At 71.3% G+C, this 24,380-nt stretch carries 21 protein-coding genes and 1 pseudogene; 5 read left to right on the top strand and 17 right to left on the bottom strand.

Annotated features, from left to right (window positions below):
* Window positions 1-40: 40 nt before the first annotated feature.
* Both ACFXJ5_RS28300 and ACFXJ5_RS28295 read right to left on the bottom strand, forming a co-directional pair.
* Window positions 41-2,269 (bottom strand): MMPL family transporter, encoded by a 2,229-nt coding sequence (locus ACFXJ5_RS28300; protein ID WP_384636911.1) that lies wholly within the window; start codon window positions 2,267-2,269, stop codon window positions 41-43.
* Between the two features lie 215 nt (window positions 2,270-2,484).
* Entirely contained in the window at window positions 2,485-2,811 is a 327-nt protein-coding gene (locus tag ACFXJ5_RS28295; protein WP_384636871.1) for a zinc-binding dehydrogenase, read from the bottom strand.
* Between the two features lie 169 nt (window positions 2,812-2,980).
* On the opposite strand from ACFXJ5_RS28295, the gene ACFXJ5_RS28290 reads away from it, so the two are divergent.
* Complete coding sequence (locus tag ACFXJ5_RS28290) at window positions 2,981-5,704, top strand: MXAN_6230/SCO0854 family RING domain-containing protein (RefSeq protein ID WP_384636868.1); 2,724 nt, start codon at window positions 2,981-2,983, stop codon at window positions 5,702-5,704.
* Here ACFXJ5_RS28290 and ACFXJ5_RS28285 read toward each other — a convergent pair.
* A complete protein-coding gene (locus ACFXJ5_RS28285; RefSeq protein ID WP_384636865.1) occupies window positions 5,664-6,875 on the bottom strand; it encodes a pyridoxal phosphate-dependent aminotransferase in 1,212 nt (403 codons plus the stop codon). The two genes, ACFXJ5_RS28290 and ACFXJ5_RS28285, sit on opposite strands and share 41 nt — an antisense overlap.
* Before the next feature lie 57 nt (window positions 6,876-6,932).
* Here ACFXJ5_RS28285 and ACFXJ5_RS28280 point away from each other — a divergent pair.
* A pseudogene (locus tag ACFXJ5_RS28280) lies at window positions 6,933-7,289 on the top strand (winged helix-turn-helix transcriptional regulator); the annotation flags it as partial.
* Window positions 7,290-7,416: 127 nt separating this feature from the next.
* On the opposite strand, the gene ACFXJ5_RS28275 reads toward ACFXJ5_RS28280, so the two are convergent.
* The 13 genes from ACFXJ5_RS28275 to ACFXJ5_RS28215 all read right to left on the bottom strand — a co-directional run bounded on the left by ACFXJ5_RS28275 (window position 7,417) and on the right by ACFXJ5_RS28215 (window position 19,312).
* Window positions 7,417-8,169: a sirohydrochlorin chelatase gene (locus ACFXJ5_RS28275; RefSeq protein ID WP_384636862.1), complete on the bottom strand. Its 753-nt coding sequence runs from the start codon at window positions 8,167-8,169 to the stop codon at window positions 7,417-7,419.
* Window positions 8,170-8,172: 3 nt separating this feature from the next.
* Complete coding sequence (locus ACFXJ5_RS28270; protein ID WP_384636859.1) at window positions 8,173-9,141, bottom strand: ABC transporter permease; 969 nt, start codon at window positions 9,139-9,141, stop codon at window positions 8,173-8,175.
* Window positions 9,128-9,925: an ABC transporter ATP-binding protein gene (locus ACFXJ5_RS28265; protein ID WP_384636856.1), complete on the bottom strand. Its 798-nt coding sequence runs from the start codon at window positions 9,923-9,925 to the stop codon at window positions 9,128-9,130. The genes ACFXJ5_RS28270 and ACFXJ5_RS28265 overlap by 14 nt, the downstream gene beginning before the upstream one ends.
* Before the next feature lie 36 nt (window positions 9,926-9,961).
* A complete protein-coding gene (locus ACFXJ5_RS28260) occupies window positions 9,962-11,089 on the bottom strand; it encodes an aliphatic sulfonate ABC transporter substrate-binding protein (protein ID WP_384636853.1) in 1,128 nt (375 codons plus the stop codon).
* Window positions 11,090-11,308: 219 nt separating this feature from the next.
* Window positions 11,309-12,640: a sulfate adenylyltransferase subunit 1 gene (locus tag ACFXJ5_RS28255; protein WP_384636850.1), complete on the bottom strand. Its 1,332-nt coding sequence runs from the start codon at window positions 12,638-12,640 to the stop codon at window positions 11,309-11,311.
* 115 nt (window positions 12,641-12,755) lie between these two features.
* Window positions 12,756-13,691 (bottom strand): sulfate adenylyltransferase subunit CysD, encoded by a 936-nt coding sequence (cysD, locus tag ACFXJ5_RS28250; protein WP_384636847.1) that lies wholly within the window; start codon window positions 13,689-13,691, stop codon window positions 12,756-12,758.
* Window positions 13,688-14,293: an adenylyl-sulfate kinase gene (gene cysC / locus ACFXJ5_RS28245; protein ID WP_384636845.1), complete on the bottom strand. Its 606-nt coding sequence runs from the start codon at window positions 14,291-14,293 to the stop codon at window positions 13,688-13,690. Before cysC ends, cysD begins: the two co-directional genes overlap by 4 nt.
* Complete coding sequence (locus tag ACFXJ5_RS28240; protein WP_384636843.1) at window positions 14,293-15,000, bottom strand: phosphoadenylyl-sulfate reductase; 708 nt, start codon at window positions 14,998-15,000, stop codon at window positions 14,293-14,295. The genes cysC and ACFXJ5_RS28240 overlap by 1 nt, the downstream gene beginning before the upstream one ends.
* Window positions 14,997-15,176, bottom strand: coding sequence for a hypothetical protein (locus tag ACFXJ5_RS28235; RefSeq protein WP_127354504.1), 180 nt, complete (start codon window positions 15,174-15,176; stop codon window positions 14,997-14,999). The genes ACFXJ5_RS28240 and ACFXJ5_RS28235 overlap by 4 nt, the downstream gene beginning before the upstream one ends.
* Entirely contained in the window at window positions 15,173-16,870 is a 1,698-nt protein-coding gene (locus ACFXJ5_RS28230) for a nitrite/sulfite reductase (RefSeq protein WP_384636839.1), read from the bottom strand. The genes ACFXJ5_RS28235 and ACFXJ5_RS28230 overlap by 4 nt, the downstream gene beginning before the upstream one ends.
* 125 nt (window positions 16,871-16,995) lie before the next feature.
* A complete protein-coding gene (locus ACFXJ5_RS28225; protein WP_322973279.1) occupies window positions 16,996-17,079 on the bottom strand; it encodes a putative leader peptide in 84 nt (27 codons plus the stop codon).
* A 361-nt stretch (window positions 17,080-17,440) separates the two neighbouring features.
* Window positions 17,441-18,010, bottom strand: coding sequence for a GNAT family N-acetyltransferase (locus ACFXJ5_RS28220; RefSeq protein ID WP_384636836.1), 570 nt, complete (start codon window positions 18,008-18,010; stop codon window positions 17,441-17,443).
* 12 nt (window positions 18,011-18,022) lie between these two features.
* Window positions 18,023-19,312: a GAF domain-containing protein gene (locus ACFXJ5_RS28215; RefSeq protein WP_384636831.1), complete on the bottom strand. Its 1,290-nt coding sequence runs from the start codon at window positions 19,310-19,312 to the stop codon at window positions 18,023-18,025.
* A gap of 230 nt (window positions 19,313-19,542) precedes the next feature.
* Here ACFXJ5_RS28215 and ACFXJ5_RS28210 point away from each other — a divergent pair, with 230 nt between their 5' ends.
* Window positions 19,543-19,944 (top strand): hypothetical protein, encoded by a 402-nt coding sequence (locus tag ACFXJ5_RS28210; protein ID WP_384636828.1) that lies wholly within the window; start codon window positions 19,543-19,545, stop codon window positions 19,942-19,944.
* A 211-nt stretch (window positions 19,945-20,155) separates the two neighbouring features.
* On the opposite strand, the gene ACFXJ5_RS28205 is transcribed toward ACFXJ5_RS28210, so the two are convergent.
* Complete coding sequence (locus ACFXJ5_RS28205) at window positions 20,156-21,802, bottom strand: acyl-CoA dehydrogenase family protein (RefSeq protein ID WP_384636825.1); 1,647 nt, start codon at window positions 21,800-21,802, stop codon at window positions 20,156-20,158.
* An 18-nt stretch (window positions 21,803-21,820) separates the two neighbouring features.
* Here ACFXJ5_RS28205 and ACFXJ5_RS28200 point away from each other — a divergent pair, with 18 nt between their 5' ends.
* Together ACFXJ5_RS28200 and ACFXJ5_RS28195 are read left to right on the top strand one after the other, a co-directional pair.
* The gene (locus tag ACFXJ5_RS28200) at window positions 21,821-22,987 is read left to right on the top strand and encodes a YihY/virulence factor BrkB family protein (protein ID WP_384636823.1); all 1,167 of its coding nucleotides are present in this window, start codon (window positions 21,821-21,823) and stop codon (window positions 22,985-22,987) included.
* A gap of 101 nt (window positions 22,988-23,088) precedes the next feature.
* Window positions 23,089-24,162 carry an AI-2E family transporter gene (locus tag ACFXJ5_RS28195; protein ID WP_384636821.1) on the top strand — a complete coding sequence of 358 codons (1,074 nt, stop codon included), beginning with the start codon at window positions 23,089-23,091 and terminating at the stop codon, window positions 24,160-24,162.
* The last annotated feature ends 218 nt before the right edge of the window (window positions 24,163-24,380 follow it).

The raw sequence follows: 24,380 nt of genomic DNA, 5'->3' as shown, positions 1-24,380 counted from the left end.
CCCAAGTGGAGGCCGGGCCGGCGGTGTCATGGCGGGCGATTCAGCCGCCCACGCGTGACGGTTCCACGGGCGCCGCTGCCGGGCGGGCCGGAGCGGCGACCACCTCGTCGTGCGTCATGTCCGGCAGCCACCGCAGCCACGAGGGCAGAAACCAGTTGCGCTCGCCGAGCAGGGCCATGACGGCCGGAAGCAGTACGCCCCGGATCACGGTCGCGTCGATGAGCACGGCGGCGGCCAGGCCGACGCCCATCTGCTTCATGCTCTGCATGGACAGCGTCCCGAAGATCGCGAAGACCGCGACCATGATCACGGCGGCGCTGGTGACCACGCCCGCCGTGGTGGTGATGCCGTGCTCAATAGCCCCCCGCGTCGTGAGCCCCCGCATCCGCGCCTCACGGATCCGCGAGACCACGAACACGTGGTAGTCCATGCTCAGTCCGAAGAGGATCACGAACAGGAACAGCGGCAGCCACGACACGATCGCGCCCACCCCCGTCGCCCCGACCAGGCCCGCGCCCCAGCCGTGCTGGAAGACCACGGTGAGTACGCCGTAAGCCGCGCCCACCGACAGCAGGTTCAGCACGATCGAGGTCAGCGCGATGGTCAGCGACCGGAAGGACAGCAGCATCAGCACGAAGGCGAAGGCCACCACGAAGGCGAACACCGGCGGCGTCGCCGAAGCCAGCTTGTCGTTGAAGTCCATCGACGAGGCCGTGGAACCGGCCACCGGCGCGCTCACCCCGGCGACCTTGCCCAGCGTGTCGGGCCGCACCTGATCGCGCAGCACGCGGAGGCTCGCCTCGGCCCTGCCCTGGTCCGAGCCCCCGACCAGCGGAACGCTGATCTCCGCCACGTTCGCCTTGTCGTGGTACGCGACCTCCACCGGGCCCTTGCTGGCGCCCTTCGCCACCGCCTCCTTACGGAAGTCCTCGATGGCCGCGCGCACCGGCGCCGCCGTGATGTCGTCGGCCCTGACCACCACCTTGGCCGGGTCCGGGCCGCCGGGGAAGGCCGCGTTCATGTGGTCGTAGGCCTGGACGATGGACAGGTTGCCGCCGAGCTCCTGGTCGAGCGTGAGGTTCGCGGTGTTGAGCCCGACGGACGGGATCGCGACGGCCACCAGCGCCCCGCCCGCGAGCACCACCGACAGCTTCGGCCGGCGCAGCACCCGGGTGAGCACGGCCCGCCAGAAGCGGCTCTCGCCGGTGCCGCCGCCCCTCGTACGCGTACGCCTCTTACGGTTCAGGAAGGGGATCCGGCCCTTCTCCACCCGCTCCCCGAGCAGCGACAGCAGCGCCGGGAGCACCGTCACCGAACCGAACATCGCGACGGCCACCACCATCATGGTGGCCAGCCCCATCGCCTTGAAGTCACCGATCCCGGTGAACAGCATCCCCGCCATCGCCACGATGACCGTGACCCCCGACACCAGGATCGCCCGCCCCGAGGTCGCCGCCGCGATCCGCAGCGCCGTCCGCGGGTCGTGGCCGGCCTCCCGCTCCTCGCGCTCGCGGCGCAGGTAGAACAGGCAGTAGTCGACGCCGACCGCCAGACCCACCAGCAGCATCACGGAGTTGGCGGTGTCGCTCATGTGCACCACATGGCTCACGACGGCGACCAGGCCCGTCGTCGCCATGAAGGCCGTCATCGCCAGCGCGACCGGCAGCAGCGCCGCGACCAGCGCGCCGAAGGCGATCAGCAGAATGCCGAGCGCGACCGGAAGGGCGGAGTACTCGGCGCGCTGGAAGTCGTTGCCGAAGGCGTCGTTGTAGACCTTCTCCGAGCTCGCGTCGCCGAACTCCTCGACCCGCAGCGCCTGGTGCTCGCCCTGGACCCCGGCCACCGCGTCCAGAACCGGCTGCACCCGGTCAGCGGCGGTGTCCGGGTCGCCCCGCATGTCGAACTTCACCAGTGCGGAACTGCGGTCGGCCGAAATCGTCCCGATGTCGTACGGCGACTGGACGTCGGTGACCTCGCCGGTGCCCCGCACGGCGCTGATCACCCCGTCGACCGCGTCGCGGAACGCGGGGTCGCTCACCGTGACCTTCCCGCCGCCCGTCGCCTGGACCAGCACCATCTCCCCGGCCGGGCTGCTGCCCAGCCCCGCGTCGTCCAGGATCCGCATGGCCTGGCCGTACTCGCCCGGCACCTCCTCGGTCTTCGTGACGTCCACCCGCCCCGCCACCGACCCGATGGCCAGCGCCAGGACGACGAACACCAGCCATCCGCCCACCGCCAGCCAGCGGTGCCGGGCGCTCCACCCGCCCATCGCGGCGGCTATTCCCTGTTTGGTGCCGTGTGCGCTTGCCACGGTTCGTCCCCCTCTTGCGACGTTTACGAAGTGCTTACGACGCTAGAGGGGGCCGCCCGGCCACCCCATCCGGCTGACCGGTGAACCGGGGACGTGCCACCTCCTCCCCAGGGGTGGGGGTAACCCCACCCTCCGCAATGCCCTTGCCCTTGACAAGCGGTCGGCTGCGGCGCCTACTCCGCGACCCGGAGCACCACCGTGCCCCGAGTCGTTCCAGCCTCCAGCGCCTTGTGCGCCCGAGCCGCCTCCGCCAGTGGCAGCGTGCCGGTGATGTCGACGGCCACCGTGCCCGCGGCCAGCAGCTCCCGCGACGACCGGGTGTACGCGGCGAGCAGCTCCGGCGCCCGGCGGGCCAGGTCGCCGATGTTGAAGCCGCTCACCGAACGGTTGTGCTTCCACAGGTCCCGTACGGACGTCGTCCAGTCCTCGTGGCGGCCGGCGTCGCCGAAGACCACGACCCTCCCGAACGGTGCCAGGACCTTCAGGCTCGTCTCCCGCACCGGCCCCGGACTTCACACTTAATGCGATGCGGTCCCGCAGGCCCTTCGGTACGTTGACGAGGCGGGGGCGGCTCCGCGGCGTGCTTCCTTCTCCTTGCTTCTCTGCAAAAGAAACCGTAGTGCGCCCACTTTCCGCCCCCGCTTCTGTACCACCGGGGGGACGCTATCCATGACTGCCGAAGATCTCGCTAGCCTGCTGCTGCGCCGCCGCCAGACCGTCTACGTCTCCGCCGACCCGGCCGGCGACCCGGCGTCCGAGCTCGGGGTCGTCGTTCTCGAAGCCGAACTGGCCGACCGGGGACACCTGTTGACCGCCCCACTGCGCAAGGCGCTGTCCGGGCTGCGACCGGACGGGCTGGCGGAGGCGGGGAAGCGGCTGCTGGCCGATGTCGACGCGCTGATGGGCACGGACCGTTCGCTGGCCCCGCTGTTCCGCCGGTTCCCGGACATGGTCCCGTACGAGGAGGCGCGCGGCCGGTACACCGGCACCGTCCTCGGCTTCCTCGCGGCCCAGCCGCACCAGCCGTGCATGGCCTGCGGTCGGCCGGCGGCGGACGGCACCGTCAGGGCGGTGCGCTTCTGCGGGCATCTGGTGTGCGAGGGCTGCCGCAGCGGCGCGGAGTGGGGCTGCTGCGAGGAGTGCTGCCAGTGGTACGCGTGCCCGGTGTGCGAGCGGCGATACGAGACCGGGGAGCCCGCGCGCCCCTGGCTGGAGCCGGTCCGGGATCAGGCACGGCGCAAGGCGGCTTCCGGTGAGGTGCTGCGGGTGCTGCGCCTCGGGACGGACGCCGGCGAGGACGCGGCGGCCGAGCTGAGCGGGCTGCTGGGCCGCCGGACACCACTGCCCCCGCAGGACCATGACGACCTGTTCCTGCTGCTCGCGCACGCCGACGCGGCGCGGGCCGCCGAGTGGCTGCCCGCCGACATCCCGCTGCGCGAGAGCAAGGCGCTGGCCCTCGGCACGCTGCTGCGTGACCCCGAGGGCGCGCCGGTCGTACGGCCGCTGCTGACGCGGTATCTCGGCACCGCCACCGATGTGCTTCGCCTGCTCGTGGTGTGGTCCGGCGGTGACCCGGATCTGCTCGCGCCGCCGCGCCTGCGCAGCCTGCCGCGCCCGCTGCGGCGCGAACTGCTGGGCGTCCTGGACGGTCTTCCGTTCCCCTACCTGGCCGAGGACCTGGCCCGTCGCCCCGGCGCGTGGAAGCGCGTCGGCGAGGTCCTGCATCCCTTCGAGCCCGCCCACGCACGCCGCTTTGCGCGGGTCGCACTCGCCTTCGCGGCCCTGCGGGGGAGCGCGGTGACCGAGCAGCTTCTGGGCGAGGCCGCCCGCCAAGAGGACCACGTACGGCTGGTCGGTGACCGGCTGCGGCTCACGACCTGGGCCGGCCAGGTCGAGGCGGCCTTCTCGGCGCACGACGCGGCGCGAGCGGCAGTGCTGCTGCGCGCCAGGCCGGGCGAACTGCTGCGCCGGCTGGACCAGTTGCTGACGGCCACCGGGGCGAGCGCGCTGGAGGACGCCGTCGTGGCGGCCCTGGGGGAGGCCCTTCCGCAGGGCGCGCCCGGGCCGCTGCTCGGCGCGCTCGGGCGGCTGAAGGTGCGTACGGAGCCCGGGCGGCGGCGGGTGTTCTTCCCGCGCGGCAGCATCGCCAAGGCCTACGCCGTCCCGGACGACCGGCCGCCGCTGCCGGTCCGCACGGCCCGGCGCGCCGCCGAACTGCTGGAGGCCGAGGCCGTACGGCGGCTGGCGGCCCTGCCCGGCGAGCCCTACGGGGTGGCTGTGCTGGACGCGGATCTGGGCGACCTGCCGGTGCCGTTCGCCGAGCGCGCCTCGGCCGTGTCGCTGGTCGCGGTGCCGCGCGGCAGCGTCCTGCCGATGCCCCGGGACGGCGAGACCGTACGGCTCTTTCTGCACTGGATGCAGCCGCCGAAGGTGCGGGTGGACCTCGACCTGTCGGTGGCGATGTACGACGACCAGTGGCGGTTCGTCGGGCTGTGCGACTACACCACGCTCGAGTACGGCGGCGGCGCCGCGCTGCACTCCGGCGACCTCGTCGCGGCCCCGGCGCCGGACGGGGCGACCGAGTACGTGGACCTGAACCTGCCGCGCCTGGCGAAGGCAGGCGTGCGCCATGTCGTGCCGCTCGTGCTGTCGTACAACGACGTGCCGTTCGACGAACTGCCGGACGCCTTCGCCGGGTTCATGGCCGTCGACACCGTCACCACGTCGGTGTCGCGCACCCGGCGCCGTCCGGTCGCGACCGCTGCCCCGTACGATCCGCGTACCGTACGCCAGCGCTTCGACCTGGCCGGCGCCGCCAAGATCTGCGTACCGATGGTCGTCGACCTGGCGGCCCGCAAGGCCCTGTGGACGGACGTCGCGCTCGGCACGACCGGCACGAACCACAACGTGTGGCGCTACCGCAACGCCATCGCCCGGATCGGCCGCGACCTGACGGACGCCTTCGTGACGGACGCGTTCGTGGCGGCCGGGCGGGCCACGCTCTGGGACCTGGCGTGCTGGACCGCGGCCGCCCGCACCGACGGCGAGGTGCTGGTGCGCGGCCGCGGGGACGGTGAGCTCTGGTCGTACCGGCGGGAGGCGGACGAGCCCGCCGCCGACTTCGCGATCCGCGTACGCGACGGATGGCGGCCGGACGCGGTCCGCCCGGCGCAGGAGCTGGCGGGCGCGCTCGACGGCCGGCGGGCCTTCCTCGCGCTGGTCCACGCCGACCTGCCGGATGTGCCGCCCACCGCGACCGGTACGGCCTACCGGCTCTTCCCGGGGCCGTCGGACGCGGCGGCGTTCACCCGGGTCACCGCCGGGGACCTCGTGGCGCAGCTTGCCCCCGGGCTCACTGCCGGTAGCCCGCCAGGAAGCGGCCGATCCGGCTGATCGCGGCATCCAGGTCGTCGGCGCGGGGGAGGGTGAGGATGCGGAAGTGGTCGGGGCGCGGCCAGCTGAAGCCGGTGCCCTGGACGACCTGGATCTTCTCGCGGAGGAGGAGGTCGAGGACGAACTTCTCGTCGTCGTGGATGGGATGGACCTTGGGGTCGATCCGGGGGAAGGCGTAGAGGGCGCCCTTGGGCTTGACGCAGGAGACGCCGGGGATCTCGTTGAGCTTCTCCCAGGCCATGTCGCGCTGCTCGTGGAGTCGGCCGCCGGGCAGCACGAGGTCCTTGATGCTCTGACGGCCGCCGAGCGCGGCCTGGATGGCGTGCTGGGCGGGCACGTTGGGGCACAGCCGCATGGAGGCGAGGGTGACCAGGCCCTCCAGGTAGTTCTTGGCGTGCTGCCGGGGGCCGGAGACGACCAGCCAGCCGGAGCGGAAACCGGCGACGCGGTAGGCCTTGGACAGGCCGCTGAAGGTGAGGCAGAGGACGTCGGGAGCGAGGGCGGCGGCGGTGTGGTGGACGGAGTCGTCGTAGAGGATCTTGTCGTAGACCTCGTCCGCGAAGACCATCAGCCCGTGGCGGCGGGCGAGGTCGAGGATGCCGTCCAGCAGCTCCTTCGGATAGACCGCGCCGGTGGGGTTGTTGGGGTTGATGATGACGACGGCCTTGGTGCGGTCGGTGATCTTCGCGGCCATGTCGTCGAGGTCCGGGAACCAGTCGGCGGACTCGTCGCAGATGTAGTGCACCGCCTTGCCGCCGGCCAGGTTGGTGACGGCGGTCCACAGCGGGAAGTCCGGCGCCGGGATGAGGACTTCGTCACCGTCGTCCAGCAGGGCCTGGACGGCCATCTGGACCAGCTCGGAGACGCCGTTGCCCAGGAAGATGTCGTCCACTCCCACATCGGGCAGCCCGCGCTCCTGGTAGTGCGCGGCGACGGCGCGGCGGGCGGACAGGATGCCGCGCGAGTCGCTGTAGCCGTGGGCCTGGGGGAGGGTGCGGATGATGTCCTGCAGGATCTCCTCGGGTGCCTCGAACCCGAACAGCGCGGGATTGCCGGTGTTGAGGCGCAGCACGCTGTGGCCGGCCTCCTCGAGCGCGTTCGCGTGCTCGATCACCGGTCCACGGATCTCGTAAAGGACGTTGGCCAGCTTGCCCGACTGCTTGAACTCCATGCTTGGTTTTACCAAGTACGAGCTTGGAAAGTCCAACCTTTTCGCTAAGGTGATCTCATGCCGCGCCGAAGTTACGACCAGTACTGCCCCATCGCCCGCGCCCTCGACGTGGTCGGCGAACGCTGGACCCTCCTCATCGCCCGCGAACTCCTCGCGGGCCCCCGCCGCTACACCGACCTCCACGCCGACCTCCCGGGCGTCAGCACGGACGTCCTGGCCAACCGCCTCAAGGAGATGGAGCGCGAAGCCCTCGTGACCCGGCGGCGGCTGCCTCCGCCCGGCGCCGCGTACGTCTACGAACTCACCGACAGAGGCCGGGAGTTGGAGCCCGTCCTCGACGTCCTCGCGATGTGGGGCGCACCTCTGCTCGGTGAGCCCCGGCCGACGGACGCGATCCGGGAGCACTGGTCCGCGACGGTGTCACAACCCGCGGACTGACCAGGGGGGTAGCTTCGTGTGCGGGGGTGGGGCCGATGGGAGAGCGCCGGCCGAGCGCGCCAGTCACTACTACTGACCGTCCCAAGACCTGAGGCCGTCAGTCTCACGCCGTCATCAGCATCCGGCGCACCGCGACCGCCGCGTCGTACCGCACCAGCAGCAACCGGGCCGTTTCCGGGGCGTCGCCCAGGACTTCGGCCAGCACGTCGGCGCCGGCGTCCTGCGCACCGCGGGCGATGCGGTCGGGGAGGAAGCCGGGAGCGATGACGTACGGGGCGACCGCGATCCGGCGAACGCCCTCGGCGCGCAGTCGGCGGACGGCGTCCTCGGTGCGGGGGAGGGAGGCGGAGGCGAAGGCGGGTCGCACGGCGCACCAGCCGGTGTGCCGCCACTCCCGCGCGATGTCAGCGATGACCGCCATCGCCTCCGGGTCGGTGGAGCCCGCCGAGGCCAGCACGATTCCGGTCGACGAACGGTCGCCGGGGCGCACCCCGGCCTCGTACAGCCGCCGTTCGAGGGCGGCGGTCAGCAGGGGCGACGGCCCGAGGACCTCGGCCTGACGGACCGACAGCCGGGGGTGGCCGGCGGTCGCCTCGCGCAGGACGGTCGGGATGTCGGCCTTGGCGTGGAAGGCGCGGGTGAGCAGCAGCGGGAGGGCCACCACCTCGCGTACGCCCTCCGCCGCCAGCCGGTCGATGACCTGGGGGACACTCGGCGCGTTGAAGTCGAGGTAGGCGGTGACGACGCGAAGGCCCGGCCGGGCCGCTCGTACGCGCTGGGTGAGCGCGTGCACCGTCGCGGCATGCCGCGGATCGCGGCTGCCGTGGGCGACGACGAGAAGCACCGGCCGGACCATGCGTCAGCTCCGGACCAGCAGTCCGCGGCTGCGCAGTACGGCTCGCTCCAGCGGGGCGAAGACCAGCAGCTCGATACCGATGCCGACGATCAGGATGAGCAGGATCGCGGCGAGGACCCAGGCCATGTCGGACTGCTCGCGGCCCTGCTCCAGGAACTGGCCGAGGCCGGTGCCCAGGTCGGGGGAGTTGACGATCAGCTCGGCGGCCATCAGCGAACGCCAGGAGAACGCCCAGCCCTGCTTCAGACCGGCGAGGTAGCCGGGCAGGGCGGCAGGCAGCAACACGTGCCGGACGCTGTGCAGGCCGGTGGCGCCGATGACCCGGCCCGCACGCAGGTACAGCGGCGGGATCTGGTCGACGCCGGCCACCAGGCCGTTGGCGATGGACGGGACGGCGCCGAGCAGCACGACCGCGTAGATCGTGCCGTTGCTCAGGCCGAACCAGATGATCGAGGCCGGCACCCAGGCCACCGACGGCAGCGACTGCAGCCCGGAGAGGATCGGGCCGATGGCGGCGCGAACCGGCTTGACCCGGGCGACCAGCAGACCCAGCGGGGTGCCGATCGCCACCGACGCGAGGAAGCCGAGGACACCGCGCGAGAGGCTGGTCCACACGAAGCCCAGCAGGGTGCCCTTGAGCCACTGGTCGCGCAGCGAGCGCGCGACGTCGACCGGGCTCGGCAGCTGGTAGTGCGCCTTCACCTGGAAGTGATAGGCGAGCTGCCACACGATCAGCACCAGCGCGATCGCGACGACCGGCGGCAGGGCCTTCTCGCGGAGCTTGCTCAGCAGCGGGGTCCGGTGGACGTGGCTGGTCTCCAGGGCGTCGAGACCCGCCTCCAGACCCGCGAGCGAGCCCGCCGGACGGGCGGCCTGCCCGGCAGCCCCGGCGGCGTCGGTGGCGTCGGTGGTCCCGGATTCGGAGGCGACTGCCTTGGCGTCCGTGGTGTCCGTGGTGTCAGTGCTGGCCATGACGTCGGATCTCCCCCCGCAGCTGTTCGGTGATCTCTACGGACAGTTCGGCGACCGCGGCGTCCTCGATCCGGCGCGGCTGCGGTATGTCGACCGTCCATTCGCGGGCGATCCGGCCCGGGCGGGAGGACAGCAGGATGACGCGCTGCGCGAGCCGCACGGCCTCGCGCACGTTGTGGGTCACGAAGAGCACGGAGAGGTTCGTCTCCGACCAGATCCGGGTCAGCTCCTCGTGCAGCACGTCGCGGGTGATGGCGTCGAGAGCCGCGAACGGCTCGTCCATCAGCAGCAGTTGGCTGTCCTGGGCGAGCGCGCGGGCCAGCGCCACGCGCTGCCGCATGCCGCCGGACAGCTCGTGCACCCGCTTGCCGTAGGCGCCGCGCAGCCGTACGAGTTCGAGCAGCCGCTCGGCCTCGTCACGGCGCTCGGAGCCGGGGAGGCCGCGCATGCGCAGGGCGAGTTCGATGTTCCGGCCGGCGGTGAGCCACGGGAAGAGGGCGTGCTCCTGGAACATCAGGGCCGGCCGGCCGCGGGGGGTCTCGATGCCCCCGGCGGACGGCTGGTCGAGTCCCGCGACCAGGTTGAGCAGGGTGGACTTGCCGCAGCCCGAGGCCCCCAGGAGACAGACGAACTCGCCTGGGGCGACATCGATGGTGATGTCGTCGAGCACGTGCTGCTGCGCGCCGGGCCGGCCGAAGGACTTCGAGACATGCTCGATGCGGGCGGCGTATCGGGCCGCGTCGTGGGCGGTCCCGGCGGGCTGCTTGCTGAGTGCGGTGGCCATGCGTTCACCTCCTGGGGGATGCTGCGGACCGGCTGACTAGCTGCCGAGACCTGCGTCGCTGATCTGGGACTTGCCGTCGGCCTTGAGGACCTGGTTCAGGATCGAGAGGTCGTAGATCCCGCTGAGGTCGGGCTTGCTGAGCAGGCCGGCCTTGACCGCGTGGTCCGCCTCGGTCTTGAGGGTGGAGGCCAGCGGGTCGTCGGTGAAGCTGATGCTCTTCCAGGCCGGGTCGATGACGTTGGCCGGCAGGGCCTTGCCGGACAGTGTCGCGAGCTCCTGGTTGGCGATGGCCTTCGCCTTGTCGGAGTTGGCGTTGATCCAGACGTTGGTGTTCACCGAACCCTGGAGCACCGCCTTGACGACGTCGGGGTGGGCCGAGAGGAACTTCTGGGAGACGATCACGTTCGTGATGACGAACTTGCCGCCCTTCCACAGGGAGCTCTCGTCCAGCAGCACCTTCGCGCCCTCGGCGACGAGCTTGGAGGCGGTGGGCTCGGGGACCCAGGCGCCGTCGATCGAGCCGGACTTGTAGGCGTCCGGGGTGATCTTGTTGTCCGTACGGACGACGGAGACGTCGCCCTTGCCGGTCGTCGCGTCGACGTTCCAGCCCTGGTCGGCGATCCAGTTGAGGAAGGCCACGTCCTGGGTGTTGCCCAGCTGCGGGGTGGCGATCTTCTTGCCCTTGACGTCCTTGAGGGACTTGATCTTGTTCGGGTTGACGACCAGCTTCACGCCGCCGGAGGCCGAGCCGGCGACGATCTTCAGGCTCTTGCCGCCGGACTTCACGTAGCCGTTGATCGACGGGGAGGGGCCGATCCAGCCGATGTCGATGGAACCGGCGTTCAGCGCTTCGATCTCGGCCGGGCCCGCGTTGAAGACGGCGGTCGAGACCTTGGTGCTGCCGAGCTCCTGCCGGATGGGCCCGTTCTTGGCCAGACCGACTAGGGCGGTGCTGTGCGTGAGGTTCGCGAAGTAGCCGATCTTCACGGTGCTCGCGGAGAGCTTCTTGGTGCTGCCGCTGGTCGCGACCGCGCCGGTGGTGTCGCTCTTCTTGTCGGAGCCGTAGCCGCAGGCCGCGAGGGCCAGCAGGGGGAGAAGTGCGGCGCCGGCGATCAGACGGCGGCGGGTGGCGGTTCTCGGGGACGTGGTGCGATCGGCAGTCACGGGAGGTGTTCCTCTCAGGGGCCCGGGACGCGCTCTTTCCATGGCGCGGCCGGGTGGTGGCTGTCAGGTCTTCGGAAATGCGGCGTTACGTGCACGGGGGTTGTGCGGTGCTCACGCTTCAGCGCACACATCGCGACACGCCCCCCTGGCCGCTGCCGAGACAGCCGCTGCCGATGCGGCCACCTTCTTTCGCGAAAGTGGAGAAGACGTCGACGGTCATCAGAAGTCCCACCCTTCGTCGTCGGCCTCGTCACGGACGGGCTCCGGAGAGGCGAACGATTCGCCGACCATGCCCGCGGTGAGCGTGGTGCCGTCGTTCGGGTCGATGAGGATGAACGAGCCGGTGCGCCGGGAGTCGGCGTACGAGTCGACCGGCAGCGGCTCGGCGGTACGGATCTTCACGCGGCCGATGTCGTTGGCGACGAGCAGCCCCGGGTGCGGGTGCAGGGACAGGTCGTCGAGCGTGAGACGGGACGGGATGTCCTTGACGATCGCCTTGACCGTGCGGGTGCCGTGCTTGAGCAGCACGCGGTGGCCGACGGTGAGCGGCTGGTCCGCCACGTGGCACACCGTGGCCTCGATGTCCTGGGTGGTGGCCGGCGCGTCCTTGGTCGGCACGATCAGGTCGCCCCGGGAGATGTCGATGTCGTCCTCCAGCAGGAGGGTCACCGACTGCGTTGTCCAGGCGGCGTCGACCGGCTTGCCGAGCAGATCGATGCCGGAGATCTTCGACACGCGGCCCGACGGCAGCACGGTGACCGCCTCGCCGACGCGGAACGTCCCGGCCGCGATCTGGCCCGCGTACCCCCGGTAGTCCGGCAGTTCGGCGGTCTGCGGCCGGATGACGTACTGCACGGGCAGACGGGCGTGGCAGTGTGCCAGGTCATGGCTGACCGGCACGGTCTCCAGGTGCTCCAGGACCGTGGGGCCGCCGTACCAGTCCATGTTCGCGCTCGGCTCCACGACGTTGTCGCCGGCCAGGGCCGAGATCGGGATCGCCGTGACCTCCGGCACGCCCAGCTCGATGGCGTACGCCGTGAACTCCTCGGCGATGGCGGCGAAGACGGGCTCCGCGTACTCGACCAGGTCCATCTTGTTGACGGCCAGGACGACATGCGGGACCCGCAGCAGCGCGGCGACGGCGGCATGGCGGCGGGTCTGCTCGACCACACCGTTGCGGGCGTCGACCAGGACCACGGCCAGCTCGGCGGTGGAGGCGCCGGTGACCATGTTCCGGGTGTACTGCACGTGCCCCGGCGTGTCGGCGAGGATGAACCGGCGGCGGGCCGTGGCGAAGTAGCGGTAGGCCACGTCGATGGTGATGCCCTGCTCCCGCTCGGCGCGCAGGCCGTCGGTGAGGAGAGCGAGGTCGGGGGCACCCTGACCGCGCCGCGCGGAGGCGAGCTCGACGGCCTCGAGCTGGTCGGTGAGCACGGACTTGGAGTCGTGCAGCAGGCGGCCGACCAGGGTGGACTTGCCGTCGTCGACGGATCCGGCCGTGGCGAAGCGCAGCAGCGAAGCTGCCGGGGCGGCGGTGGCGGTGCTGGTCATGCGTCGTCCCTTCGCGTGCTCGTGTGCGGTCCGCCGTGGTGGCGGTTCAGGCTGGTGGCGGTCCCGGTGATCCGGCGGACCGGTGCCGCACCGGCGGCGGTGATGTGGCCCACGGCTAGAAGTACCCCTCGCGCTTGCGGTCTTCCATGGCGGCCTCGGAGAGCTTGTCGTCGGCCCGCGTGGCACCGCGCTCGGTCAGCCGGGACGCGGCGATCTCGGTGATGACCTGCTCGATGGTCGCCGCGTCGGAGTCCACCGCGCCGGTGCAGGACATGTCGCCGACCGTGCGGTAGCGGATCAGGCGGCGCTCGACGGTCTCGCCGTCCTTCGGGCCGCCCCAGTCGCCGGCGGTGAGCCACATGCCGTCACGGGCGAAGACGTCCCGCTCGTGCGCGTAGTAGATCTGCGGCAGTTCGATGCCCTCGCGGGCGATGTACTGCCACACGTCCAGCTCGGTCCAGTTGCTGAGCGGGAAGACCCGCACGTGCTCCCCGGCGGCGTGCCGGCCGTTGTACAGCGCCCACAGCTCGGGGCGCTGGCGGCGCGGATCCCAGGCGCCGAACTCGTCGCGCAGCGAGAAGACCCGCTCCTTGGCCCGGGCCTTCTCCTCGTCGCGGCGGCCGCCGCCGAAGACGGCGTCGTACTTGCCCTCGGTGATGGCGTTCAGCAGCGGCACGGTCTGCAGCGGGTTGCGCGTCCCGTCGGGGCGCTCCCGCAGCCGGCCGTCGTCGATGTAGTCCTGTACGGAGGCGACGTGCAGCCGCAGGCTGTGCTGCTCGGCGGTGCGGTCGCGGTACTCGATGACCTCGGGGAAGTTGTGCCCGGTGTCGACGTGCAGCAGCGCGAAGGGCACCGGCGCCGGGGCGAAGGCCTTCAGCGCCAGGTGCAGCATGACGATGGAGTCCTTGCCGCCGGAGAACAGGATCACCGGCCGCTCGAACTCTCCCGCCACCTCGCGGAAGATGTGCACCGCCTCGGACTCCAGGGCGTCCAGATGGCTGAGCGTGTACGGGTTCTCGGTGGTGCCGGTCAGCGCAGCAACGGTCGTCACGCCAGTCCCCTCTCGACGAGCAGCGCGGTCAGCACTGCGGCGGAGTCCTCGACGGTGTGGTCCTGTGTCTGAAGGCGCAGGTCGGGTGTCTCGGGCGCCTCGTACGGGTCGTCGACGCCGGTGAGCCCGGAGATCTCGCCGGCCGCCTGCTTGGCGTACAGCCCCTTCACGTCGCGTACGGAGCAGACCTCCACCGGCGTGGCGACATGGACCTCCAGGTAGACCGCCCCCCGGGCCTGGTGGCGCTTGCGGACGGCCTCGCGGCTGTCGGCGTACGGGGCGATGACCGGGACCAGGACCTTGACGCCGTTGCCGGCCAGCAGCTCGGCGACGAAGCCGATCCGCTGCACGTTGGTGTGCCGGTCCTCACGGGTGAAGCCGAGGCCGGAGGACAGGAACTCGCGTATCTCGTCGCCGTCCAGCACCTCCACCCGGTGGCCGTCGCCGCGCAGCCGCTCCGCCAGCGCGTAGGCGATCGTGGTCTTGCCCGCGCTCGGCAGACCCGTGAGCCAGACGGTGGCTCCCTGGTCTGTCACGCTCATCTGCTTCTCCTGGGTGGTCTGTTCCGTGAGGTCCGTCAGGTCCGTCTGATTCGTCGTCATCAGCCGTGCAGCCCGCACTCGGTCTTGCCCGTGCCCGCCCAGCGACCGGCGCGGGCGTCCTCGCCCTCCAACACCCGGCGGGTGCAGGGGGCGCAGCCCACGGAGGCATAGCCGTCCATGAGCAGGGGATTGGTCAGGACTCCGTGCTCGGCGACGTACGTCTCCACGTCTTCCTGCGACCAGGCCGCGATGGGGGAGATCTTGACCTTGCCCCGCTTCTCGTCCCAGCCGACCACCGGGGTGTTCGCCCGGGTCGGGGACTCGTCGCGGCGCAGGCCGGTCGCCCACGCGTCGTACGCCGTCAGGCCCTCCTCGAGCGGCTTGACCTTGCGCAGCGCGCAGCACAGGTCCGGGTTGCGGTCGTGCAGCTTCGGCCCGTACTCGGCGTCCTGCTCGGCCACCGTCTGGCGGGGGGTGAGTGTGATGACGTTCACATCCATGACCGCGGCGACCGCGTCCCGGGTGCCGATGGTCTCCGGGAAGTGGTAGCCCGTGTCGAGGAACACCACGTCCACGCCCGGGGCGACCCGGGAGGCGAGGTGCGCCACGACCGCGTCCTCCATGGACGAGGTCACACAGAAGCGCGGCCCGAAGGTGTCGACGGCCCAGCGCAGGATGTCCAGCGCGGAGGCGTCTTCCAGGTCGCGGCCCGCCTGTTCGGCGAGCCGCTGCAGGTCTTCGGCGGTGCGGGCGTGGGCGGTGGTCACGTGTCGCCTCCATCGCGGGGAGCGGAGCTGAGCCCCTTGGCCAGCAGGCCGAGGAACTTCAACTGGAAGGCGCGATTGCACGCCCGGCATTCCCAAGCCCCGTGGCCTTGTTCGGCGGGGTGCAGGTCCTCGTCCCCGCAGTAGGGGCAGTAGAAGGGTGCGGCACGCTCACTCATGAGAGTGCCTCCTCGCTGGCCCGGGCTGCCCAGGTCGCGAAGCGCTCGCCGTCCTCGCGCTCCGCCTGGAAGCGGTTGAGGACCCGCTCGACGTAGTCGGGCAGCTCGTCGGAGGTGACCTTCAGACCGCGCACCTTGCGGCCGAAGCCGGGCTCCAGGCCGAGCGCGCCGCCCAGGTGGACCTGGAAGCCCTCGACCTGGTTGCCGTCGGCGTCCAGGACGAGCTGGCCCTTGAGACCGATGTCCGCCACCTGGATACGGGCGCAGGCGTTGGGGCAGCCGTTGACGTTGATGGTGATGGGCTCGTCGAACTCCGGCAGGCGGCGCTCCAGTTCGTCGATGAGCGAGGCGCCGAGCGCCTTGGTCTCGACGATGGCGAGCTTGCAGAACTCGATGCCCGTGCAGGCCATCGTGCCGCGCCGGAAGGGCGACGGCGTGGCGGTGAGGTCCAGCGCCTCCAGGCCCGCGACCAGGGACTCGATGCGCGGCTCCTCGACGTCGAGCACGATCATCTTCTGCTCGACGGTGGTGCGCAGGCGGCCCGAGCCGTGCTCCTCGGCCAGTTCGGCGATCTTGCTCAGCGTCGCGCCGTCGATACGGCCCACGCGCGGGGCGAAGCCCACGTAGAAGCGGCCGTCCTTCTGGCGGTGCACACCGACGTGGTCGCGCCACTGCTCGACGGGCTGGGCGGGGGCCGGGCCGTCGACGAGCTTGCGCTTGAGGTAGTCGTCTTCCAGGACCTGGCGGAACTTCTCCGCGCCCCAGTCGGCGACCAGGAACTTCAGGCGGGCGCGGGTGCGCAGCCGGCGGTAGCCGAAGTCACGGAAGATCGAGATGACGCCTTCGTAGACATCCGCGACCTCCTCCAGCGGCACCCAGGCGCCGAGCCGGACGCCGATCTTGGGGTTCGTCGAGAGCCCGCCGCCGACCCACAGGTCGAAGCCGGGGCCGCGGTCGGGGTGCTCCACGCCGACGAAGGCGATGTCGTTGATCTCGTGTGCGACATCGAGCAGCGGCGAGCCGGAGATTGCCGACTTGAACTTGCGGGGGAGGTTGGAGAAGGCTTTGTTGCCCACGATGCGGGCATGGATCTCATCCACGGCGGGGGTGCCGTCGATGATCTCGTCCTCCGCGATCCCGGCCACCGGCGAGCCGAGGATGACCCGCGGGGTGTCGCCGCAGGCCTCCGTGGTGGACAGCCCGACGGCCTCCAGGCGGCGCCAGATCTCGGGGACGTCCTCGATCCGGATCCAGTGCAGCTGGATGTTCTGCCGGTCGGTGACGTCGGCGGTGCCGCGGGCGAACTCCTGGGAGATGTCGCCGATGATCCGCAGCTGCTCGGTGGTCAGCCGGCCGCCGTCGATGCGGATCCGCAGCATGAAGTACTTGTCGTCCAGCTCCTCCGGCTCCAGGATCGCGGTCCTGCCGCCGTCGATCCCGGGCTTGCGCTGGGTGTAGAGACCCCACCAGCGCATCCGGCCGCGCAGGTCGGCGCCGTCGATGGAGTCGAAGCCGCGGTGGGCGTAGATCGTCTCAATGCGTGTCCGCACGTTGAGACCGTCGTCGTCCTTCTTGAACTGCTCGTTGGCGTTGAGAGGCGTGAGGTGCCCAACGCCCCACTGACCCTCGCCACGGTGACGGCTCGCCTTACGGCGGGCAGCGGCGGCTGCGGGCTTCTCAGGGGTGGTAGCCATGGCGTGCAGTCCTTCTGGCAGGCTCGTAAAAGGTCTTTGGATCGCGCTGGAGCACCTTATGGCCTGCGAAAACACGCGGCGAGGCGCTCACGCATCCGCGACGGCGGGGACGGCGATGCTTGCGGTCAGCCCACCGGACAGATGGAACTGGACATGCGTCCGAGGTCGACATGCAGCCGACCTACCAAGGCGATTCCAGTGCGAGACATGACGAAAGCGTGTCACGGGGATCTCCGGAGAGTCCACCGCCTTCCAAAATGTGGACGCTCACATCTCGAATGGTGGGATTGTGTGGCGCTGGTCACCCCGCGCTTGCTGCTCCCGGGTGATCTCGACGAAAAGATCGTGCCCCTGACTGCCCATATGACGCAGTTTATGCCGTGCCGGCGCCATACCGAGGCGCCGGCCCCACGTGGGACACCAACTCCTCGAAGTGCTCCCGCAGATGGTGCGCGATGCTGGTGTTCGCCCCCGGTGTGCGTGAGCGGGGTGCGTTCACCGCCTTCGTATACGGAAGGCAGATTCCGCCCAGCCGTGCGGCGTCGGCGCGCACCTCCGGCGGTCGATTGTTCAGGCCCCTGGCCAGGGCTCGATCGACGTGCTCTCCTCTTCCCCGGTCCTGACGTCGAAGATGCGGAAGCCGCGCTTCTCGTAGTTCGCGAGCGCGTACGGCCCGTCCAGGCTGCACGTGTGCACCCACACCCGCTTCGTCGGCTCCCGGTCCGGCCACCGCTCGGCCAGGTCCCAGGCGCGGGCGATCCCGTACGACAGCAGATGGCCGCCGATCCCACGCCCCCGGAAGGCCGGCAGCAGCCCGAAGTACGCGATCTCGGTCTGCGCGTCCCCCTGCGGATCGAGCTCGATGTACCCCGCCGGGGTGCCCCGGTCGTACGCCACCCAGGTCTCGACCCCGGGGCGGTCGAGGAAGGTCTCCCACTGGGCGTACGGCCACGGGAGCCGGTCGGTCCAGGCGCAGTCGGCGCCCACCGAGGCGTAGAGGAAGCGGCTGAATTCGGGCGACGGCACCTCGGCCCGTACGAACTGCACCTCCGGCGGGGCGGCCGCGGCCGGCGGCACGAGATCGGCCGGTGAGGTCTGCTCCAGGTACCAGGTGGTCACGGTCACGGTGTGGTCGCTCATGGGCCCAGCCAATCACGGGCCGGATCGGCCGCCGCCCGCGAGGCGGACCGCCGGGGCGGTGGAGTGGGGGAGGAGGTCGGCGGGGCGGGTGGGGCGGAGGAGCTCGACGGAGACGGAGTCGGCGAAGCGGTAGGGGCGGTGGGCCAGGATGCCGGCGAGATTGCGGCGGAGCCGGGACAGCTCGGCGCGGACGGTGACCGTGCGGCTGGGGTCGCCGAACAGGTCGCGGGCCAGTTCGGCAGCGGTGCGCCCGCCGCGGTGGACGGCGAGGACGAAGAGCAGCTCGGCATGGCGCGGGCTGAGTTCCTGCGACCAGCTGCCGGCGCCCCCGGAGACGGTGACCGCCCAGTCGCGGGGCCGGCTGACGTCGACCACCACCCGGCTCGGCGCGTCCGTGCCGCCCTGCGCGCCGACGCGGACCAGCCAGCCGCCCGGCAGCGGCTCCAGCGTGCACAGCCCGAGCGACGGCAGCCACACCGGCCCCGCCGCCGGCGACGAGGGCAGCGCGACCCGGTCCAGCGGGGGCATCCCGGTGACGGCGGCCGTCCAGCCGTTCGGGTCGATCACCACCGCCCGCCCCTGCACCCGTGCGAGCAGCGGTGCCGCCAGCGACCGCAGGCCCTCGATCGACGCCCAGTGCCGGGTCCGCAGCTCGCCTTCGGCGACCCGGGTCACGGCGGTGACCAGCGACAGGGACGCCGGGTGGACGGTGGCCGCGGGGCCGCTGATGTTCACCGCGCCGAGCAGCCGCCCGTCGCGCGGGTCGTGCAGCGGGGCCGCCGCACAGGTCCAGAGGTGGTGTGCGCGGACGAAGTGCTCGGCGGAGTTCACCTGCACGGGGCGCCCGGTCACCAGCGCGGTGCCGATCGCGTTCGTACCGACGGCGTTCTCCGCCCAGGACGCGCCCTCGGCGAAGCCGACCCGGTCGGCGCTTCTTCGGATCGCGGTGCTGCCGTCGCGCCACAGCACCCGGCCCTCGGCGTCCGAGACGACCATGATGTGCCAGGCGGCGTCCGCCACGGACACCAGGCCGTCCCGCAGCTCGGGCAGCACCTCCTGCAGGGGGGACGTCTGGCGGCGCTGCTCCAGCTCGTCCGCCGAGAGCACCCCGGTGTGGCTGCCGGTGTCGGGATCGACCCCGTAGTCCATGGCCCGGGTCCAGGAATCGCCGATCACCGGGCGTGGCTTCGCCGCAGCCGCCGTGCCACTGAGCGCGGCATGCCGCATGCCGGCCAGCAGTTGCACGGACTTCCGGTGGTCCTGGGCGGACAGCAGTCCCAAGTCGATCTCTGGCTGGCTCATGGCGCTCCCGCATGCGTTTACCACGCCGTACTGCGTAGCTGTGCTGTGGCTGTGCTGTGTACTGCTCTCCCATGGTGCCGCCGCTCGGCGCGCTCCGAAGGGACATCGGACACATTCCGTTGCAACGGTCTGCAACGGTTGCGAATATGCGTGCGCCGGGCGGACAGTGACGCGGCGTCAAGCTACTCGCAACGGATTACCGAGCAACACCCCCGAGGAGGCAACCCGCTGTGTCGCCCGTCCCCCCGCGCGTCGTCGTGGTCGGCTCACCGGACGACGAGCGCACCGGTCGCGCCTCGCGGCTGGCGCGGGAATTCCGCGTCCCCCACCTGGCGTTCGACGACGCCACCGGGACGCTGGACCGCGACCAGGGGTACGTCATCGACGGCTTCCCGGAGTCCGTGGACGGGTTGCAGGGCCTTCTGGCCCTCCCCACCGACCTGGTGGTGCACCTGCGGCCCCCCGGCGGCGACCCCGACTCCGAGCCCGCCCGCGTCCTGGCGTACTACGAGGCCCGGGGCGTGGTCGTCGGCTTCCCGCCGGACGCGGACGACGAGGACATCATCATCGCCATAGAGGCGGCGGTGCGGATGCGCAGCCGCGCGGGCACCGCGGCGCACCTACTCCTGTGACAGGGCTGGTTCCAGGAGTTCCACGCCGGGGGTGGTGCCGAGTCGGCGCGGCACCACCCCTCTTTTTTTGAGGCTCGGTTCGCCTCCGCTGCGCTCAGCCACTGTCGACAGTCGATCGTGCTCGACTGCTCGTTCCTCGCAGCCTCCGCGCGTTCTCCTTTTCGACAGCGGCCGCTCCGCTTCGGCTCACTCGCCGACCCGGCACCGGGGGTCAGTGCTCACCGTCGGCCGTTGGGTTTGCCCTGTCCACGATTGCTTTCAGGTCCAGGGTGTGCGGCAGTGTGCCGAACGACACACCCCAGTCGCCGCCCAGGCGGGAGGCGCAGAAGGCGTCGGCGACGGCGGGCGGGGCGAAGCGCACCAGCAGGGAGCCCTGGAGGACCAGGGCCATGCGTTCGACGACGCGGCGGGCGCGGGCCTCGATGCCCTCCAGGTCGGCGAGTTCGGTGAGCAGGGACTTGATGGCGCCGTCGAGGCGGTGGTCGGCTCCCCGGGCGAGGCCGATCTCGCCGAGGAAGGCGTTGAGGGCCAGGGGTTCGCGCTGCAAGGCCCGCAGCACGTCCAGGGCCTGGACATTGCCCGACCCCTCCCACACCGAGTTCAGCGGTGACTCGCGGAAGAGCCGGGGCAGCCCGGACTCCTCGACATAGCCGTTGCCGCCCAGGCACTCCAGGGCCTCGGCGGTCAGGGGTGGACAGCGCTTGGTGATCCAGTACTTGGACACCGCCACCGCGATCCGCCTGAACTGCCGCTCCTGCTCGGTATCGGCGTCGTACGCGGACGCCAGCCGCAGCACCGTCGTCGTCGCCGCCTCGGACTCGACCGCCAGATCGGCCAGTACGTTGCGCATCAGCGGCTTGTCGATGAGCGGCCCGCCGAACGCGGAGCGGTGCGCGGCATGGTGGACGGCCTGGGCGACGGCCTGGCGCATGATGGCGGCCGATCCGACGGCGCAGTCCAGACGGGTCGCGGCGACCATCTCGATGATGGTGGCCACGCCGCGCCCCTCCTCGCCGACCCGGCGGGCCCAGGTGCCGTCGAACTCCACCTCCGAGGAGGCGTTGGAGCGGTTGCCGAGCTTGTCCTTGAGGCGCTGGATGAGGAAGACGTTGCGGGTGCCGTCCGGCAGCACCCGGGGCAGCAGGAAGCAGGTCAGCCCGCCGGGGGCCTGGGCGAGCACCAGGAAGCCGTCCGACATCGGTGCCGAGCAGAACCACTTGTGGCCGGTGAGGAGATACGCCCCCTCCTCCGCCAATGGTTCGGCGCGGGTCGTGTTCGCCCGGACGTCCGACCCGCCCTGCTTCTCGGTCATCCCCATGCCGAACAGCGCCCCCGGCTTCCCGCCCGGCGGCAGCAGCAACGGGTCGTACGCCCGCGAGGTCAGCCGCGGTTCCCACTCGGCGGCCAGCACCGGATCGGCCCGCAGCGCGGGCACGGCGGCGTGCGTCATCGACACCGGGCAGCCGTGGCCGGCCTCGGCCTGCGTCCAGACCAGGAAGCCGGCGGCGCGCCGCAGATGGCCGTCGGGCCGCGACCAGGCGTCGGTGAGCCCGGCCGCGACGGCATGGCCGAGCAGCCGGTGCCAGGACGGGTGGAAGTCCACCTCGTCGAGGCGATTGCCGTAGCGGTCGTGGGTACGCAGCACGGGGGAGTACGTGTTCGCCTCCTCGCCCCAGCGCTGCGCCTGGGCGGAACCGGCCGCGCGGCCGAGTTCGCCCAGCTCGTCATTGATCTCCGGCAGTGTCCCGGGCGACGCATGCCGGGCGACCCCCTCGGTGAGGGTGTCGTCGGCGGCGTATACGTCGTATCCGACCAGCGGCGGAGCCTGGTTGATCACGGTGTGAGTACGGGTCCCCATGCCCTATACCGTAAGGATGTGAGTGCAGCGGAAGAAACACCTGAGAGACCACCGGGTCGTCTCCACCGGGCCAGGGCCCTGTACCGGAACCTCTCGAAGCGCAGGGTGGCCTGGCTGCTGCTCAAGGACACGGTCAACTCCTGCATCGAGTACCGCGTCACCGGACTCGCCGCCGAGGCGGCCTTCTTCGTCCTGCTGTCGCTCCCGCCGCTGCTGCTCAGCCTGGTCGGCGCCCTCGGCTACCTCGACCAGATCATCGGCACCGACACCGTCGACCAGATCCGGCAGAACATCCTCACCGCCTCCGCGACGGTCCTGTCCGACAAGGGCGTCAACCAGCTGGTCAGGCCGCTGGTCGACGACGTCTTCAAGGGCGGCCGCCCCGACCTGATCTCGATCGGCTTCGCCATCGCCCTGTGGTCGGGCTCGCGCGCCCTCAACGTCTTCGTCGAGAACATCACGATCATGTACGGCCTCGAAGGCCACCGAGGCATCGTCAAGACCCGGCTGATGGCCTTCGCCCTCTACATCGTCGCCCTGGTCATCGGCGCGGTCGTGGCCCCGCTCATGGTCGCGGGACCGGACGCGGTGGTGGGGCTGCTGCCGTGGAGCGAGGGCGTCATCCGGGTGCTGTACTGGCCCGTCGTGCTCGTGCTGTCCATCGCCTTCCTCACCACCCTGTACCACGTGTCGGTGCCGGTGCGGTCCCCCTGGTACGAGGACATGCCGGGCGCCCTGATCGCCCTGCTGATGTGGGTGCTCGGCAGTCTCGTGCTCCGCGTCTACCTCACCCACACCGTCGAGGGCCCCACGATCTACGGCAAGCTCGCCGCGCCGGTGGCGGTGCTGCTCTGGATCGGCGTGTCCGCCTTCGCGGTGCTGGTCGGCGCAGCCTGCAACGCCTCCATCGACCGCGTCTGGCCGTCCGTCGCCACGGCTGCCGCCCGCGAGGAGAACGCCCTCGCCCGCGAGGAGGCCGCCGCCGCCGTCCTCGCCCGGGCGGCCGCCCGCAGGGCGGCCCACGAGGCCGGCCCCGACGACGACGTGGGCCCCGAGGATCCCCCCGCCGAGTTCCCCGAACGCTGGGCCGGCTTCCACCCTCCGGAGGACGTACGCTCCCGCCTCCGCCGCGGCCGCCGCCCGGTCCCGCGGCCCCCGGAGCAGGACGGCCCCCGCAAGGACTGACCGCCCGGCGCGGCGCCGTGGCCTCACGCCGCCGCCCGCACATCGTGTACCCGACGGGGGGTACTCGCCTCCCGGGCAGTCGCCTAGTGGAGGAGGTTCCGGTGACGACAGACAACGCCGAAGCCGCGCCGTCGCCGAGCCCGGGGCCGGGCCGGCCGGGGCGGTCCTGGTTCGCCATCGGTTTCCGGCTGGGCCTGGGCGCGGTGATCGCGTACCTGCTGGTGCAGGCCGTACTGAAGATCCAGAGCGTGCTGCTGCTGGCGCTGCTGGCCCTGGTCATCGCGATCAGCGTCGAGCCCATCGTCGCCTGGCTCACCACCAAGGGCATGCGCCGACGCTGGGCGGTGACCTGCGTCATCATCGCCCTGTTCGTCGTCTGGGGCGCGGTGCTGGCCCTGTTCATCCCCCCGGTCACCAGCGAGATCAACGCGCTGGTGAAGGCGGTGCCGAACTGGCTGCAGCAGCTCCACGACCACCAGTCCACGCTCGGCAGGCTGGAGGACCGCTACCACCTGATCGCCAAAGTCAGGCAGCAGCTGAGCGGCGCGGGCACCGGCCTCGTCAACGGGCTCCTGGGCGCCGGCCAACTGGTGGTCACCACCGTCACCGGCGCGATCCTGGTGATCACGCTGACCATGTACTTCCTCGCCGGCCTGCCGACCCTCAAGCGGTTCTGCCTGCGCTTCGTCCCCGGCAGCAAGCGGGAACGCGCCGAGGTCCTGACCGACGAGGTCGTGGCCCGTACCGGCCGCTTCATGCTGGCCAACGTCGCCACCTCGGTCATCGCCGGCCTGGCCACCCTGATCTGGCTGGAGGCCTGGGGTGTGCCCTATCCGGCCGCCCTCGGCGTGTTCGTCGCCGTACTGGACCTGGTCCCGGTCGTCGGCTCGACCATCGGCGGCATCATCGTCTCGCTGGTGGCACTGGTGGTGTCGTTCCCGGTGGCGATCGCCACCGCCGCCTTCTACATCGTGTTCCGCCTCGCCGAGGACTACCTCATCGTCCCGCGCGCGATGAAGTTCGCCGTCGCGGTGCACCCGCTGGTCACCATCCTCGCCGTGGTGGCCGGTGGCGCGCTGATGGGCGTGATCGGCGCGCTGATCGCGATCCCGGTGGCGGTCGCCGTGGGGATGTTCCTCGACGAAGGGGTGTTTCCCCGTATCGACGCCCGCTGACCGCTCGCGTCCGTGGGAGAATCGCCGCCAACACGCCGCCAACACGCCGCTGCTGACGCTGGTTTGAACGTCTGTTCGCGGGTACTCGGGAAGTGCTGATGACGAGCCGTGCGGGAAAGGGATGTGAGATGACAGTCCAGCTCTCCCACTTGACCGTTACCGACGTCGGTTCACCCAGCCCGGCCGGCCGCAAGGTGGCGGCGGAGCGTTCCCGAGCA

The organism is Streptomyces sp. NPDC059373 (assembly GCF_042751495.1).
Taxonomy (GTDB): Bacteria; Actinomycetota; Actinomycetes; order Streptomycetales; family Streptomycetaceae; genus Actinacidiphila.
Note: the sequence above shows the minus strand (reverse complement) of the source record. Positions and strands in the feature narration are given on the sequence as shown.

Coding starts and splice junctions, on each gene's coding strand:
- ACFXJ5_RS28300 (WP_384636911.1), bottom strand. CDS start 2,269: ATGGGCGGGTGGAGCGCCCGGCACCGCTGGCTGGCGGTGGGCGGATGG.
- ACFXJ5_RS28290 (WP_384636868.1), top strand. CDS start 2,981: ATGACTGCCGAAGATCTCGCTAGCCTGCTGCTGCGCCGCCGCCAGACC.
- ACFXJ5_RS28285 (WP_384636865.1), bottom strand. CDS start 6,875: ATGGAGTTCAAGCAGTCGGGCAAGCTGGCCAACGTCCTTTACGAGATC.
- ACFXJ5_RS28275 (WP_384636862.1), bottom strand. CDS start 8,169: ATGGTCCGGCCGGTGCTTCTCGTCGTCGCCCACGGCAGCCGCGATCCG.
- ACFXJ5_RS28270 (WP_384636859.1), bottom strand. CDS start 9,141: ATGGCCAGCACTGACACCACGGACACCACGGACGCCAAGGCAGTCGCC.
- ACFXJ5_RS28265 (WP_384636856.1), bottom strand. CDS start 9,925: ATGGCCACCGCACTCAGCAAGCAGCCCGCCGGGACCGCCCACGACGCG.
- ACFXJ5_RS28255 (WP_384636850.1), bottom strand. CDS start 12,640: ATGACCAGCACCGCCACCGCCGCCCCGGCAGCTTCGCTGCTGCGCTTC.
- cysC (WP_384636845.1), bottom strand. CDS start 14,293: ATGACGACGAATCAGACGGACCTGACGGACCTCACGGAACAGACCACC.
- ACFXJ5_RS28235 (WP_127354504.1), bottom strand. CDS start 15,176: ATGAGTGAGCGTGCCGCACCCTTCTACTGCCCCTACTGCGGGGACGAG.
- ACFXJ5_RS28230 (WP_384636839.1), bottom strand. CDS start 16,870: ATGGCTACCACCCCTGAGAAGCCCGCAGCCGCCGCTGCCCGCCGTAAG.
- ACFXJ5_RS28225 (WP_322973279.1), bottom strand. CDS start 17,079: ATGTCTCGCACTGGAATCGCCTTGGTAGGTCGGCTGCATGTCGACCTC.
- ACFXJ5_RS28220 (WP_384636836.1), bottom strand. CDS start 18,010: ATGAGCGACCACACCGTGACCGTGACCACCTGGTACCTGGAGCAGACC.
- ACFXJ5_RS28215 (WP_384636831.1), bottom strand. CDS start 19,312: ATGAGCCAGCCAGAGATCGACTTGGGACTGCTGTCCGCCCAGGACCAC.
- ACFXJ5_RS28205 (WP_384636825.1), bottom strand. CDS start 21,802: ATGGGGACCCGTACTCACACCGTGATCAACCAGGCTCCGCCGCTGGTC.